Source organism: Mucilaginibacter rivuli, from assembly GCF_019391655.1.
In the GTDB taxonomy this organism is placed as follows: Bacteria; Bacteroidota; Bacteroidia; order Sphingobacteriales; family Sphingobacteriaceae; genus Mucilaginibacter; species Mucilaginibacter rivuli.
Window position 1 is genome coordinate 516,973 of the sequence record NZ_JAHXPQ010000001.1, and the last position, 15,748, is coordinate 532,720.

General features: G+C 42.1%; 8 protein-coding genes. 4 read left to right on the forward strand and 4 right to left on the reverse strand.

What is annotated here, in order from left to right:
- A complete protein-coding gene (locus tag KXQ82_RS02295; RefSeq protein WP_219486406.1) occupies positions 1-4,158 on the reverse strand; it encodes a hybrid sensor histidine kinase/response regulator transcription factor in 4,158 nt (1,385 codons plus the stop codon).
- A 398-nt stretch (positions 4,159-4,556) separates the two neighbouring features.
- Between KXQ82_RS02295 and katG the strand changes: the two genes are divergently transcribed.
- Positions 4,557-6,791, forward strand: coding sequence for a catalase/peroxidase HPI (gene katG, locus KXQ82_RS02300; RefSeq protein ID WP_255563365.1), 2,235 nt, complete (start codon positions 4,557-4,559; stop codon positions 6,789-6,791).
- A gap of 81 nt (positions 6,792-6,872) precedes the next feature.
- Here katG and KXQ82_RS02305 read toward each other — a convergent pair whose 3' ends face one another.
- Genes KXQ82_RS02305 through KXQ82_RS02315 form a run of 3 tightly spaced genes read right to left on the reverse strand, consistent with a single transcriptional unit; the run spans position 6,873 to position 10,025 of the window.
- Positions 6,873-8,012, reverse strand: a complete 1,140-nt coding sequence (locus tag KXQ82_RS02305; RefSeq protein WP_219486408.1) for a TIGR03364 family FAD-dependent oxidoreductase — start codon at positions 8,010-8,012, stop codon at positions 6,873-6,875.
- On the reverse strand, positions 8,009-9,331 hold the full coding sequence (locus tag KXQ82_RS02310) for a DUF5690 family protein (RefSeq protein ID WP_219486410.1): 1,323 nt from the start codon (positions 9,329-9,331) through the stop codon (positions 8,009-8,011). Before KXQ82_RS02310 ends, KXQ82_RS02305 begins: the two co-directional genes overlap by 4 nt.
- Before the next feature lies 1 nt (position 9,332).
- The gene (locus KXQ82_RS02315) at positions 9,333-10,025 is read right to left on the reverse strand and encodes an HAD-IA family hydrolase (RefSeq protein WP_219486412.1); all 693 of its coding nucleotides are present in this window, start codon (positions 10,023-10,025) and stop codon (positions 9,333-9,335) included.
- Between the two features lie 278 nt (positions 10,026-10,303).
- Between KXQ82_RS02315 and KXQ82_RS02320 the strand changes: the two genes are divergently transcribed.
- From KXQ82_RS02320 to KXQ82_RS02330, 3 genes are all read left to right on the forward strand, one after another.
- Positions 10,304-10,894, forward strand: a complete 591-nt coding sequence (locus KXQ82_RS02320; RefSeq protein WP_219486414.1) for a phosphonate degradation HD-domain oxygenase — start codon at positions 10,304-10,306, stop codon at positions 10,892-10,894.
- Positions 10,895-11,298: 404 nt separating this feature from the next.
- Positions 11,299-12,657, forward strand: a complete 1,359-nt coding sequence (locus KXQ82_RS02325; RefSeq protein ID WP_219486416.1) for an MGH1-like glycoside hydrolase domain-containing protein — start codon at positions 11,299-11,301, stop codon at positions 12,655-12,657.
- 32 nt (positions 12,658-12,689) lie between these two features.
- A complete protein-coding gene (locus tag KXQ82_RS02330; RefSeq protein ID WP_219486418.1) occupies positions 12,690-15,737 on the forward strand; it encodes a glycoside hydrolase family 2 protein in 3,048 nt (1,015 codons plus the stop codon).
- Positions 15,738-15,748: the final 11 nt, after the last annotated feature.

Consider the following 15,748-nt stretch of genomic DNA (forward strand, 5'->3'; position numbering starts at 1 on the left):
CTATAAACCATCTATCATATCATTCCCCAATCGCGATTTACTATCCTTGCGCTTTGCACTAATGTACTCTGATGGCAGCACGCCATACTTTGCTTTAAATAAGCGCGAAAAGTAGCTTGGCGTGCCAAAGCCCGTCATGTAGGCTATTTGGGCAACGTTATAATCGCTTTTCTCTAAAAACGTTGCTGCCCGGTCAAGTTTAATTGAACGTATGTATTCGATGGGGGTAAGGCCGGTAAGTTCGAGCAATTTATGATAAAGTGAACCTCTGCTCATACCAATGTGGCGGCTAAGTTCTTCTACAGATAATTCTGAGTCGTTTAGTTTTTCATCAATATACTTTACAACATTGTTTAATAGCCTGGCATCATTGGATTCTATTTTTATCTCTTTGCCAACCACCTCAATTTGTTTGGAATAGGTATCTTTTAGTGATCGTTTATAAAGTAGCAGGTTTTTTATCTTGGTATTTAAAATATCGAAATTAAAAGGTTTGGTGAGATAATCGTTCGCGCCTGATTCCAACCCTTTTATCTGGTCTTCTTCCGCGTTCATGGCCGTAAGTAATATTACCGGTATCTGGCTTGTTCTCTTATCATTTTTTATTTTCTGACTCAGTTCTATTCCACCCATATAGGGCATGTTAATATCACTCACAATTAATTGCGGGTGGCTTGCCAATGCCTTTTGCCAACCTTCTTTTCCGTTTGAAGCCTCTATAATATGATAGAATGATTGTAAGCTATCTTTAAGGTGAAACCTAAACTCTTCGTTATCTTCAACCAGCAATATGGTAGCTACTTTAAGGTCTTGCGGGGTGGGTATATTGTCAACCAATTCATCCTGAATTGAAGGGCTTTCGTCAGTATCGGTTACCTGGTCAATCGTGAAATTATCAGATCTCACTACGGGCAGTGTCAGGTAAAAGGTAGTGCCCTCGGTAACCTCACTTTTAACAGTAATTTCGCCACCATGCAACAGCACAAATTCTTTAACGATAGAAAGGCCGATACCACTGCCTTGATTTAAAATAGTGCTGCCCGATGAATTCATAAAGAAGCGGTCGAATATGCGGTTCTGGATGTCACCTGGTATCCCGATACCCGTATCAGAAACGGTGAGGCAGAACGTTGACATTTGTTGAATTTCATCATCTATTATCGACATTCGTACACTGATCAGGCCACCTTCTTCCGTAAATTTAAAAGCATTGGAAAGTAGATTGAAAACAATGCGTTCCATCTTATCAGGATCAAAGCTGGTTGGCAAAGTATCAATAGTGCTTTCCACCAGTAATGATATTTTTTTCCTGTCGGATAGGTCCTGGAACGATTCAGCAGCTTCTTTGATAAAGGCCACAAGGTCGGCCTGCGAAAGATTGAGTTTTAATTCCTGCTCTTCCATTTTTCGGAAATCGAGCAATTGATTAACGAGGTTAAGCAATCTGCGGGCATTTCGCCGTATCATTTTAACCTGGTTGCCAATGGCAGGGTCTTTAGGTAGGGAAAGTAATTTATCAGCAGGTGCCAGTATTAAAGAAATAGGCGTTCTGAACTCGTGACTCAAATTGGTAAGGAACTTTATCTTCTGCAGGTCCAATTCATGTATCCTTTCTGCTTCCTGCCGTTGTTGTTTTACCAGTTGCTGAGCGTTTATCTTTTCCTGCTCCAGTTCAAGCTGGTTCTTTATTTTTTGTATGCCACGTTGTCTAACATAAAAAAGCAGGCTGGCTGCTAAAATAAAATAGCATATATAGGCATATACGGTACGCCATAACGGTGGTGCAACGTGCACATTTATGGTTGTTACCTTATTATTCCAAACGCCATCGTTGTTACTGGCCCGCACTTCAAAAACATAATCTCCCGGATCAATATTGGTATAGTATGCTGTTTTTTCCTGGTTTACATAATTCCAATCACGATCAAAGCCCTTAAGTTTATAGGAGTAATGGTTTTGTTGAGGGGCAGTGTAATTAAGTGCCACGTAGTTAATAGAAAAGTTTTGTCCATACGGCAAATGAATATCTGTGGCCGAACTTATTTGCTGATCGATAGGAGCATTTGGGCCGGGTATTACAGTGTTGTTTGATACTTTTAATTCGGTAAGTAATATAGGTGGCATAAAATTACTTGTCGGTAAAGTTTCGGGCGCAAAGTAGTTGAAGCCATCCTGTCCGCCGAAAAACAGTTCACCACCTGATGTTCTTATTCCCGAACCAAGTATAAAAGGGCTATCCTGTACACCATTAGGGCGGCTAAAGTTTTTGATCTTTTTAGTTGCCGGATCAATGCTACTGATGCCTTTATCGGTACTTATCCATATTATGCCCCGTGTATCCTGCAGTATTTTGTACACAATACCATTTGATAAGCCATTGGTTTCATTGAACTGCGTAAACCGGTTACTTTTTTTATCAAATAAATTTAAGCCTCCATTGTTGGTACCCGCCCAAATATTGTCAGCCCTGTCATGATAAATGCAAAGTACGCCATCATCAGACAGGTTACTGTTTGCTTTATTGTAAACTTTAAAAGTTTGGGTTGATGGGTGTAAAACAGCTATACCTGTACCTACCGATCCCAGCCAAATATCGCCGGCATCATCTTCGGCCATAGTCCGCATAAATCCGTTTAATGGCAGGGGCACAGTGCTCTTACTATTATACCTGGAAAAAGTTTGAGTTTTAGGATCAAATACATCAACGCCGCGCCCGTTGGTGCCAAGCCACATTAAACCATGCTTGTCTTTCTTAATAAAGAAAATATCATTTTGACTAAGGTCGTGGTTTGTTGGGCCGGCTAAGTATTGTTTATACTGTTTTGTGATCGGATCGTAAACAAACAAACCGTTCTGGAAGGTGCCTATCCATAATTTATTATTCAAATCAAAATCCATTGCCTGTATAGGCAATGAATTATCTGAGTTGGTCACTTTACTTTTTATTGTACAACGTTCAAACAAACCTGTATTACGGTCAAATAAATGCAGGCCTCCGCCATCAGTACCTACAAATATTTTATCGCTGGTGTATTCAGCAAATGAGGTAACAGCCGGTGAGGCAAGGCCCTGAGGATCGAACGGGCTACTGCGCTTGAGGTTGAAAAGAGCCAGGTTGGGGTCGTATTTATTAACGCCACCCTGGTAGGTACCAAACCATATAATACCTCTTTGTGCCAGGTAAATGCTTCTTACTGATTTATGGGTAAGACTGAATGATTTACGGCGATTTGGCCTGGCGTTCAACGAGGTTTGATTTGAGGGGTCGAAAACGCTTATTCCGTCTTCTGTACCTATCCATACTTTTCCTTCAGCATCAACAATAGCCGAGTAGACCACATCATTAGTAATTGATGAAGGCTGCTGCTCTGAGTGGCGGAATGTTCTGAACTCCTTTTCGTTGGGCAGCAACATACTAAGGCCCTTATCCGTTCCAAAAAATAAGCGCCCCTGTTTATCCTGTGTAATTGCTTTAATGTTATTACCGCCTATACTCGCAGTATCAGATGGCTTTGGGGTAAAGCTGATGCTTTTTTTTGTTTTTTCGTCAAACAGCAGTACGCCACTGCTCGTACCCATCCACATGCGGTGTTTGTTATCTTCAAAAAGAGATAATGCTGCCAAAACCTCATCGGAATTGTTTAGCAAATGTGTAATATCAATAAATTCTACTTTTCCGCTAACCGGGTCAATAATGCTGAAACCGTTATAACTACCTGCCCATATTTTACCGGTATGGTCTTCGCACAAAGAGCGAACGCTCCATATGTTTCTTTTTCCGTTTGCTTTGTAGGTAATAAACGTATTATGCCGGCCGTCGTAATACGCAAGCCCGCTGCCCGAAGTACCTACCCATAACCTACCCGAATGATCTTCTAAAAGTGAAATGACCTCGTTTGCCGGAATGCTGTTATTATCACGTTCAATATGGGTATAAACGGTAACGTTTGTACCATCAAATTTATTTAAGCCATCGCTTGTCCCAAACCACAGCAAGCCGTTATGATCTTGCAAAATAACGTTAATGGTATTTGATGAGAGCCCGTTTTTTGTGGTTAATGATGTGAAGTTAAAGTCTTTTTGCGCAAAAACATGTTGAAGGCCCAAACACAGCGATACAATAAGTAAACAGCAACGTATAGTAACTTTGTTAACCATATAGGTTTGTTTAGCGTTTAGAAATATTTAAGATAAAGCTTTGGGGGATGAATGACTGGAAATAGCATTATTTCCTTTAGTTTACCCGCTTAGCTTAATAATTGGTACCACAAATATAGCTTACTATGCCAAAATGTAGTAGTACAAATGTTCAAATGGTTGTTTAATATGTTTGAAATCAAGCATTCAATATCCGGATGACTATATAATAGATGAATTGCTAATTAACTTCTTGCATTACCGGTTTAATGGTTTGGATTAGCTATTGTTTGATAGTAAACAGTTATAAATAAAATCTATAGCCTATCTAAAAATAAGATGGTTAATAAAAGGGTATTAGCTTGCTATCTCAAAATAGATTTTCATAAATTTAAACTTAAAACCAAGAAGAACTAATTATGGAAAATCATACCGATCACACCACCAAGCTGTCTGACATGAACGACCCGGGCGCGGCTGCAAAATGCCCATTTTTACATGGCGCGTTAAAACAAAGCGCAGGAGGCGGAACCCGTAACCGCGACTGGTGGCCAAATCAATTAAAACTGAATATCCTTCGTCAAAACTCTTCGCTGTCAAACCCGATGGATGAAGGCTTTAATTATGCCGAAGAGTTTAAGAGCCTTGATTTTGATGCGCTTAAAAAAGATATTTTTGAATTGATGACAACATCGCAGGCATGGTGGCCGGCAGATTATGGGCATTATGGTCCGTTTTTTATCCGTATGGCATGGCATAGCGCAGGTACTTATCGTGTTGCTGATGGGCGTGGCGGCGCGGGTTTTGGTACGCAGCGTTTTGCACCGTTAAACAGTTGGCCCGATAATGCCAACCTTGATAAGGCACGCTTGCTGCTTTGGCCTATCAAACAAAAATATGGTAAGAAAATTTCATGGGCCGATCTGATGATACTTACCGGCAACTGTGCATTAGAGTCGATGGGATTTAAAACTTTTGGTTTTGGCGGCGGCCGCGCTGATGTTTGGGAACCTGCCGAAGATATTTATTGGGGATCGGAAAAAGAATGGTTAGCCGATAACCGTTATACCGGTAACCGCGAATTGGAAAACCCGCTTGGCGCGGTACAGATGGGGCTTATTTATGTGAATCCTGAAGGCCCCAACGGAAACCCCGACCCGCTGGCATCCGCGCGTGATATTCGTGAAACATTTGGCCGTATGGCCATGAATGATGAAGAAACAGTGGCGCTTATTGCAGGCGGCCACAGCTTTGGCAAAACCCATGGTGCTGCCGAACCTGGCCCGCACGTGGGCCATGAACCGGCCGCTGCAGGTATAGAAGAGCAAGGCATGGGTTGGAAGAATAGTTTTGGTACCGGCAACGCGGGCGATACCATCACCAGCGGAATTGAAGGTGCATGGACAACCACGCCAACACAGTGGAGCAATAACTTTTTTGAGAACTTGTTTGGTTTTGAGTGGGAACTGACAAAAGGCCCCGGTGGCGCTCACCAATGGAAACCTAAAGATAATGCAGGTGCCGATACCATACCTGATGCGCATGATCCGGCAAAGCGCCACGCGCCATTTATGTTAACATCCGATTTGGCTTTACGCATTGACCCGGCTTACGAAAAAATATCAAGACGCTTTTTGGAGAACCCCGATCAGTTTGCCGATGCCTTCGCGCGTGCCTGGTTTAAACTTACACACCGTGATATGGGCCCGATTGCACGTTACCTTGGCCCTGAAGTACCTGCAGAAGAATTGATATGGCAGGATCCTATCCCGGCGGTAACATATCAATTGATTGATGATAATGATGTTGCCTCATTAAAAGGTAAAATATCAGATTCTGGTTTATCCGTATCCGAATTGGTATCTACGGCATGGGCATCTGCATCAACATTCCGTGGTTCTGATAAACGTGGCGGTGCTAACGGCGCGCGTATTCGCCTTGCACCGCAAAAAGATTGGGAAGTGAATAACCCGGCCCGTTTGGCTAAAGTATTAGCTGTATATGATGGTATCCGGGCAGCGTTTAACGCGCAAGCGGGTAGCAAACAGGTTTCAATTGCCGATCTGATCGTGTTAGGAGGAAGTGTGGGTATAGAAAAAGCGGCTAAAAACGCAGGTTTTGATGTTAAAGTGCCTTTTACACCGGGACGTGCCGATGCATCGCAAGAGCAGACAGATGTGGAGTCGTTTGATGTTTTAGAGCCATCTGCAGATGGTTTCCGCAATTACCTTAAATCGTATCACACTACCGCGGCCGAGGGTATGCTGGTAGACAAAGCGCAATTGCTGACACTAACCGCTCCCGAAATGGTAGTGTTAATAGGCGGAATGCGTGTATTGAATACTAATTTTGACGGATCGCAGCATGGTGTATTCACCAAAAAGCCCGAAACATTAACAAACGACTTTTTTGTAAACGCGCTTGATCTGGGTACCACCTGGAAAGCTACATCGGATACCCAAAAGATATTTGCCGGATCGGACAGAATATCCGGCGAGATAAAATGGACAGGTACACGTGTTGATCTTATCATAGGTTCTAACTCAGAGCTTCGCGGCATTGCCGAAGTGTATGCATGTAATGATGGCAAAGAAAAGTTTGTACATGATTTTGTAGCCGCATGGACCAAAGTAATGAACCTGGATCGTTTTTGATCTTGTTTAATTAAGAATAAAAAAAAGACGGCTTGGAAACGAGCCGTCTTTTTTTATGAATAAGCTATAACAAAACAGTAGTTAACCGGCAATTAAGCCTGACTGATTTTGATATATTATTTCTTCGGTAAGGCCAAAAGATAGTGTCATACCGGCACCGCCTAAAGCATTTATAATAGTCACACCGGGTTCGGGCCAGGTAATAAACTCTGTTTCCCCATTGGTCATTTTAGGGTATATTCCGTTCCAGCTTTGTACCAGTTGCCAGTTTTTAAAATCGGCAAAAGTTTTCAGGTAGTCAGTTATCATTTTATTGATAAAGGTTTTGTCAAACGGGTCGTGCACCAGGCCATATTCATGCGAGTCGCCAATGGTCAATTCGCCGCTACCGTTTTGCGATACCATTACGTGGATACCCCAATCCAGGTAATCGCCATACTGCTGCTTGTAGCGCTCTTTTAATTTGTTTAATGATGGCGCCGGTTTAAACCCTGCATAATGTATCATGGATAAGCCGCCGCATAATGATGGGCCTATACGCCAGCCATTAGGCTGCGTGGCCAACCGCATCATCTGTAGTTTACATTTGGTTATCCCGCTTTCAGAAAAGATATCGGGGTAGAGCGTTTCAAAATCGGCACCGCTGCACACGTAAATCTCATCGGCCTGCCATTGTTTATTGCCCGAACTTACTGATGGGTGTTGTACCCCGGTAATAGCGGTGTTCCAATAAAATACAACACCGTATTTTTGCTGCAGGTAAGCTGCTACTTGCCCTATGGCATCACGGGCTTCAACAATCATTTCATCGGCACTCCAAAGTGAGCCTTTAAGGTCATTACTATTAACCGCGCCCGATTTTTTTAATGTTTCGGCGGGCGTTAACAATGCGCAGGGTCGGTCGCTGTTTAAAGTGGCATATTCTTCCATCACCTGTAGTTCATCATCATGGTAGGCAAGGTGCACCGAGCCAACTTCATCGTGCCATATACCGGCTTCCGTGCAAATCTCTTTCCAAATGGAGCGCGATAGCATTGCCCTGTTATACATTTTACCTTCAGGCTGCCCTATGGGCCATATCATACCAAAATTGCGAATAGATGCTCCAACCGCACGTTCATTACGCTCAAAAACGGTAACCTTATAGCCCCTTATAGCTAATGCCCTTGCTGTAGCCAGGCCAACAATGCCCGCGCCAATTACTATGGCTGTTTTTTTCATACGGTTTGAATATTTAGCGTGCTTGTATCAGTGCCGGGTGCATTGTGCTGTTTGCGCGAAGTTTGGAGGAAATAAATGAGTGATAATACTGCGCAAACGCCTCCAATACCCCCCGCTATTAAAACGGCATCTTTAAAAAATATGGCCCAGCTTACATTAGGCCGGCCAAACTCTTTTACCATCAATATGCTCACACTTGCCAGGTAACCCAGCGAATCTGAAACATACATCAGGAAACCAACATTGCTGCGGTAGTTAAAAGAAGCGATCATCCGCTCAAAAAAGATAGCGTTGTAGGGCACATATCCTAAATATAAACCAAGCCCTGTTATGGTCATCCATACCATTGGGCTTATCATACCAAGGGTGAATAGCAATGTACAGGCGCTGATAAGGAAACAGCCTGTTATGATCATCAGGTGGATCATGCTGAAAGCTCTCAGATTTTTTTTCACGAGGATAAGCAAACTCATGGCAACCAGCACAATAAGCGAGATCATCGTATCTATTTTAGCATAGATGGAATTATCTTTTATACCTAAGCCCGCCCATATCTCAACTTCAAAATTATCGCGCACATCGCGCATTACGGTAAGCAGTACGTAAATAACTATGGTTAATAAAATACCGGGTAAAAAACGTATTAAAAAGCTCTTGCGTTCGGCGGCATCCATTGGTGATCTTTTAGTGCGCAGCTTTACATCTTCGGCAGTGGGTGGTGGCATTAACTCCAAACAAAAAACAAAAAATACAAGCGGTATAACAAACAGCGCGCCGGTTATAAAGGGCATCCAATACTCATTGATGCTGGGGTTACCTACTAAAGTGCGGCCAATTGTTTTGATAAACCCTGATGCGAAAATAAGGCTGATGGATAATACCGCGGCCATAAACTCGGTTGATTTGCGGCCTTCGAGATAGCTAAAAACCAAGCCCCATATCATACCAAGTGGGAAACCATTTAGCAGCAGGCAAACTATGTTGTACGGCGCGGGTATAACGGCAAACAGTAATAATGCAAGCCAGCCAAAGCCTATCAGGCCGATAATATAGATGGCCCTGCGGCTTTCTTTTAATTCGGATATGAATTTTATACCGTAAAATTTACTTATGGTATAGCCTATTACCTGTGCAATAACAAGCCATACCTTATAATCGATATGGAAATATTGCTGACCAATAAAAGTGCCCGCCGAGAACGCTTTACGAAATGCGTACATAGAAGTATAAGCGCCAAAGGCGGCTATTGCAGCCATAACAGATACTATCCCGTAAGGCCATTTGGCAACCTTTGCGCGCAGGTTTTCGGTGATCGTCATATCAATCCTTTTGACTGATGATATCAATTACCTGTGCAATATCATCAATGATATGATCGGGGTGATAAGCTTCAAGCTCCTGACGCGAGTAGGAGCCTGTCGTAACGCCAATAACATATTTGCAGCCTGCATTTTGGCCTTCGTGCATATCCACTTCAGTGTCGCCAACCTTTGCAACTTCCGATGGATCGGTTATGCCGGCCTGGTGCATAAACTTATGTATCATAAAAGGGTAGGGGCGACCCAGTTCTACTTCGTCCGATCCGCATAGGTAATCGATCAGCCCTTTTTCCTGCCAATGCAGGCGGTCAATTATAGTCTGTGCAATATCGCGCGAAAAGCCGGTGTTGATGCCAATTTTAATGCCCTTGTTATGTAATGCAGCAAATGTATCCTCAACGTTTGGTAAAGCAGTTATATCATTGGCAGTACGGTAGTAATGTATCATTCCATTAACAAATGCCGTGTGTATATTGCTAACCAGTTGGTCGGTTATATTGTCTTTGTTAGGTTCGTAGCGGTCAAGCATCAATCGTATGGCATGGGTTTTTTCGTAACCCATATGGAGGTCTATAACCGGCGAAGGCACCTCGTAGTTGTATTGTTGAAGCGATGCTTTGAAAGCTCCTGTTACTTTATGGTCGTCGGCTACTGTTGTACCTGCCATATCAAAAACCACTAATTTTATCGACATGCTATTGCTCTTTATTTTATTGAGCAATACTAAAGGTTGTTTATTAATGACAAACTCAATTAGTATTAACTTTATGTTTAATACGTTGATTATTATTACCATAAGGGCTCGTTTTTTCAGATTGATAATCTCCGATTTGTTAATGCATGTTAAGTTGTACTACAGGTTTATAAGCGAAGCAAAAGGATGATCAGTATTGCTGAAAATATATTGGCAGAACACATAGGGCTTAACAATAAGGTAATAGCAATCTGTTTTATTTGTGCTAAACTTAAAGCATGGCACAATTACCTACCGACCCGGAAATTATAGTGGATGAAGTGTTTGCATTATATGAGCAGCATGGTAATGATGATTATATAGGTGAGCCGGTATCGCAACTTGAACACATGTGGCAGGCAGCCCTGCTTGCTGAAGGTGAAGGTTATAGTGAAGAGATCATATTGGCTGCATTTTTTCATGATATAGGCCACTTGTGCGCTGCAGATAATACAGTCGCCAGTATGGATGGTTTTGGAAATGTTGACCACGAGCATTTAGGTGCGGATTACCTGCGCAAAAAGGGATTTTCTGAAACAGTTGCAGAGTTGGTTGAAAGCCATGTTACAGCCAAAAGGTACCTTACCTACAAGTACCCTGAATATTATCACCAGTTGTCGCCCGCAAGTAAAGCCACGCTGGCATTTCAGGGAGGTGTAATGTCGGCTTTGGAAGCAGCAGAATTTGAGATGAACCCTTATGCAAATGTGATAGTAAAGCTAAGGCAATGGGATGACGAAGCCAAAGTAACAGATATCCCGGTTGATGGTATATCCCGTTTAAAAATGATGGCTGTACGGCATCTTACAGCAAATAACGCTGTAGACTAATATATAAAGTTCATTCAAAAATACTGCAGCTTATTAATGCATCTTTCTGCCGGGTGCCTTACCTACTTTATTGTAGCATATATTTTACCCGCCTGTTAGCCTTGGCTAATGATTTGAATGTACGTGGCTAGGCTATATTCTTGCTGATGATTCTCAGTGGCTTAAAAATTAATTTTATTTGCAACCGATTGTATTTTATTTAATTTTGAATTAACCATTTAAGCCATAAACTCCAATACGGTTAATAAATTTAGCGGGTGTACATTTTTTGCAGCAATAATGTTTGTACGGGTTAAAAACCGTAACGGCAAATTTATAACAACAGGATAGGCACATAATGTGGTTGATTTATTGAAAATCTGGTATTAATGCCACCTTAATTTTGAAGGCAATTATTTGTGCGTATGAAAAAGAGCTTATTATTTATTGCAATCATCTTATTTGGAAAGTCATCGATTGCACAACTGCCCGATAGTATCAACAATAACATTACGGTTATTAAGCAACATATCTTTAGCGATTATAAGGGTATGCTTAAAAAACCTACCGGCATTTTGCATTATCCGTTTATTACCCCCGGCAGTAATGCCTATGCCAATGACCTTTGGGATTGGGATTCGTGGTTAAGTAATATTGCCCTGCGCCAGGTATTGGAAGATCAGGGTACTGTTAAAGACAAAAGCGATGCTATTGCCTACGAACAAGGTTGTGTGCTTAATTTTTTAGAATACACTACCTTTGATGGTTATATGCCCATCCTGATAGGGCAAAAGTCAGATCCGGCTAAGTTAAAACCGCAGAATATTTACCGCACCAATATGCATAAGCCGGTAATTGCGCAACATGCCGCGTTTTTAACCCGCCTTAACAATGGCAATGCCGAGTGGCTCCGTGAGCGATTTAGCTTTATGCAAGCCTTTATCAACAATTACCAATCGCACCACCGCAACCGTGCAACAGGGTTGTATTACTGGCAAAATGACTTAGCTATTGGCGTAGATAATGATCCATCTACGTTCTTCCGTCCCGATGGCAGCTCGGCGTCTATTTTTCTCAACTGTTTAATGTTTAAAGAGCTTAAAGCTATGGTATACCTGGCTAAATGCCTAAAGCTCGAAGATATTGCTGTGGAATATGATAATGATGCCGAAACATTGAAAGTGGCTATTCAGAAAAACTGCTGGGATGAAAAAGATGGATTTTATTATTCGGTAGACCTGAACCTGAGGCCTGTCAGCGAAGAACCTTCGGTGATATTCGGGCAGCAAATGATTCTGCATAGCGGCCTGCCACGTACTTATGATGGCCTGATACAGCGCATAGGCGTTTGGTCGGGCTTTATGGCCATGTGGGCAGGCATTGCTACGCCCCAACAGGCTAAACGCATGGTTGCCGAAAACTACCAAGACAAAAGAACCTTTAACGCTACTTACGGTATACGTACTTTATCAAAACTCGAAAAGATGTACAGCGTGCGTGCCAGCAGTAACCCATCAAACTGGCAAGGGCCAATTTGGGGGATATCCAATTATTTAACCTACCGTGGCTTAGTTAAGTATGGTTATACACAGGAAGCGCGTGAGCTTGCTTATAAAACGATCACCTTATTTGGTAATGATTTTAAGAAAAACGGCGCATTACATGAGTACTATGAACCTGATACCGGCGAACCGATATTAAATAAAGGTTTTCAAAATTGGAATTACCTGGTATTGAACATGGCCGACTGGCTGAATGGAAGTAAAGTAATTGAAGAGTTTTAGTAATTAAAAACACGGTCAGGAAAAATCAAAATATGAAAAGTAAAAGTATATTGTTTGTTTGTTTGGTAGTAATGCTGGCATTTCCAGCTTTGGTAAATGCCCAGGCAGGCAGGGCCGAAATTAATTTATCACAATTAAATTGGTCGCTTTGGCTGGATACCGCTGCAAAATGGCAAACCGACAAACTATATACACCACCGGTTAATATTAAAGAAGTTCCGGTTAATATACCAACAGGTGGCTGGGCTGCTTTGCAAAGTAAAAATACAAAAACGGTGCACCTGCCTGCAACTGTAGAGGAGTATTATTGGGGTGTTAACGGTAATAAGTTTGGGGTATCGGGCAATTACCTTGGCGTATCGTGGTTCTCTGCCAAAGTAAATGCGCCCTTAACTTTTAAAGGCAAACACATTAGTTTACATTTTGAGTGCGTACGTTTCAGGGCCGAAGTATTTGTAAATAAAAAACTGGCGGGGTATGATTTGGTTAACAGCACCCCTTTTGATGTAGATATCAGTAATTTGTTGATCCCGGGTGCTGTAAATGACATTGACGTTAGGATAACCGACCCGAATGGTAATTTTGACTGGCGCGATAGCCAAACCTTTATGTGGGGCGATTACCGTACCCAACCTACTCACGGTTTTGGCGGTATTACCGGCAAGGTGCATTTGGTTGCTACGGATAAAACGTATATCAGTGATGTATTTGTTGAAAATAAGCCCAATGTAAACCAGGTTGATGTACAGGTAACAACAAACAACCTGTCGGGTAAAGACAGCGAAGGTGCTTACCAGCTTTTGATAAAAGAGAATAATTCCGATAAAGTTGTATTCAGCAAACAATATCCGGCACAACTTTCGCAGGATATAAATACGCAAACCTTTACGGTAGATGTTCCGGGCGCAAAATTATGGGATGTTGATCATCCAAACCTGTACTCCTTAACCGTACAATGGTCAGGTAAAAATGGCACAACTGATAGTTATCAAAAACGTTTTGGTTTCAGGTGGTTCGAGATCAAACATGTAAACGGCGATGAGCAATTTTACCTGAACAACAAACGTATTGTATTACGTACCGCTATATCATGGGGTTTTTGGCCGGTGAATGGTATAATGCCTTCGGACGAGCTGGCCAGGAAGCAAGTTGTTGATGCCAAACGCATTGGCTTAAATATGCTGAACTTTCATCGCACCATAGGGCAAACAAATGTATTGGATGCCGCCGATGAACTTGGCCTGTTATATTTTGAAGAACCGGGCGGTAACCAGTATCCTGAAAATCAATTTCATCCGAGAAGTGAACAGGATAAAAAGCTGACCGATTATTACATGGCGGCGCGTAACGAAAAGTTTTTCAGGATGATACGCCGCGACAGGAGCCATCCGTCGCTCATCATTTATAACATGCATAACGAGCGTGGCGCGCAGCCGCAAGATCTTGACAGGGCCGAAATGCAAAGCGGCCATAAGCTTGATCCAAGCCGTATCATAACCTATAACTCATCAAACGGGAATATCAAGTTAAACGAGCCTGATCCAAAATTCAAATTACATTTACTGCCTTATGACAGTACCTTTTATGATTATGGCTGGTTTGATCAGCACCATGCAGGTGGCCCGGGCGTTTATCATGATAACCTGTATAATAACCCAAGCAATTATGCTAAATACACAGATCATAAAAACGAGATTGTTTATTATGGCGAAGAAGGTGCTATTGGTACGCCGCCGCGTTTGCAGCTTATTCGCGATGAAATATTAAAAACAGGTATAGACAGGGGCTGGGAAACAGATACTTATTTAAAATGGTATGATGCTTACGATCAGTTTTTGAAGAAGAATGGTTTTACCAAGGCGTTTCCGAATGTAGATAGCCTTACCCGCAAAATGGGTAATGTGGCCTACTATTACCAGGGCCGTGTAATTGAAAACGTACGGATAAATAATACCATTGATGGTTACGCGGTTAACGGCTGGGAAAGTATGAAACTGGAAAACCACTCGGGAATTGTTGATAATTACCGGAATTTAAAAGGGGATCCGGAGCTTATTGCACGTTATAATCAACCCTTATACCTTGCCGTTAAGCTTAACCATAAAGTAGTGGCTACGGGTGACAGCACTACGGCCGATATCTATATCGTTAATGAAAAGAATATAAATGGTATTGCCGAATTAATGCTTACTACTACTGATGCGCAAGGCAAAGTTACTTTTAAAAAGAGTTTTGCAGTGAATGTTACCGGTGGCATACAATACGGCGAGTTACTGGTAAAAGGTATAAAGCTGGCAGTAACCAATGCCGGTTACTCAACAGTTAGCGCGGTGTTAACACAAAACAAAGCTGTGGTTTGCCGGGGCGATGATAAAATATTTGCTGTAAGCTTAAACACAGCCGGAGTAAGCCGCCAATTGGTTGTTGCAGATACATCGGGAGTGATAGGCAACTTTTTGAAAACAGTTAAGATTGACCATAAAACATTCAGATCGGGCAGGCCGGATGGTAATACTTTATTGGTAGGTAATTTTGAGCCACAGCAAACCGGCAATCCACTGGTAACCGATATATTGGAGTGGGTTAACAATGGTAATACCATGGTAATTACCAATAATATTGATAAATGGGTAACCTATTTGGCTAAAAAAGAAGTTGTACAATACCAGGGCTTACAAGTGTTGGGAACAAGCTGGTACGGAGGCAACTTTTTTGTAAAACAACATTCTTTATTTGCAGGTTTACCACAACAATGTGTGTTTAACTGGGAGTACCAATGCTTTGCTGCTTACAATAAAGTTAGGCAAGGCATGCGTTTATTAAACGGCGAAACCGTTGTGGGTTGTGTATCCGATCATAAACAGGAGGTGTACTCGGCATTAAGTGTTATACCACACGGCCGTGGCAAAATTATTATTTGCGCGCTCGATATACAATCATGCATAAAAGACAGTAAAACGGGTAAAAAGGCAGAAGGTGATGGCGAGAATGCTGCTATGGATACTTTTAACAGCCAGGCAGCGAACCCGGCAAATATAGTGGGTCAGCAATTATTGTTAAATATGATAAAGGGAAACTGATAGTATGATAT

Bases quoted from the DNA above. Each gene is read 5' to 3' on its own strand.
- KXQ82_RS02295 (WP_219486406.1), bottom strand. From the start codon at position 4,158: ATGGTTAACAAAGTTACTATACGTTGCTGTTTACTTATTGTATCGCTG.
- katG (WP_255563365.1), top strand. From the start codon at position 4,557: ATGGAAAATCATACCGATCACACCACCAAGCTGTCTGACATGAACGAC.
- KXQ82_RS02305 (WP_219486408.1), bottom strand. From the start codon at position 8,012: ATGAAAAAAACAGCCATAGTAATTGGCGCGGGCATTGTTGGCCTGGCT.
- KXQ82_RS02310 (WP_219486410.1), bottom strand. From the start codon at position 9,331: ATGACGATCACCGAAAACCTGCGCGCAAAGGTTGCCAAATGGCCTTAC.
- KXQ82_RS02315 (WP_219486412.1), bottom strand. From the start codon at position 10,025: ATGTCGATAAAATTAGTGGTTTTTGATATGGCAGGTACAACAGTAGCC.
- KXQ82_RS02320 (WP_219486414.1), top strand. From the start codon at position 10,304: ATGGCACAATTACCTACCGACCCGGAAATTATAGTGGATGAAGTGTTT.
- KXQ82_RS02325 (WP_219486416.1), top strand. From the start codon at position 11,299: ATGAAAAAGAGCTTATTATTTATTGCAATCATCTTATTTGGAAAGTCA.
- KXQ82_RS02330 (WP_219486418.1), top strand. From the start codon at position 12,690: ATGAAAAGTAAAAGTATATTGTTTGTTTGTTTGGTAGTAATGCTGGCA.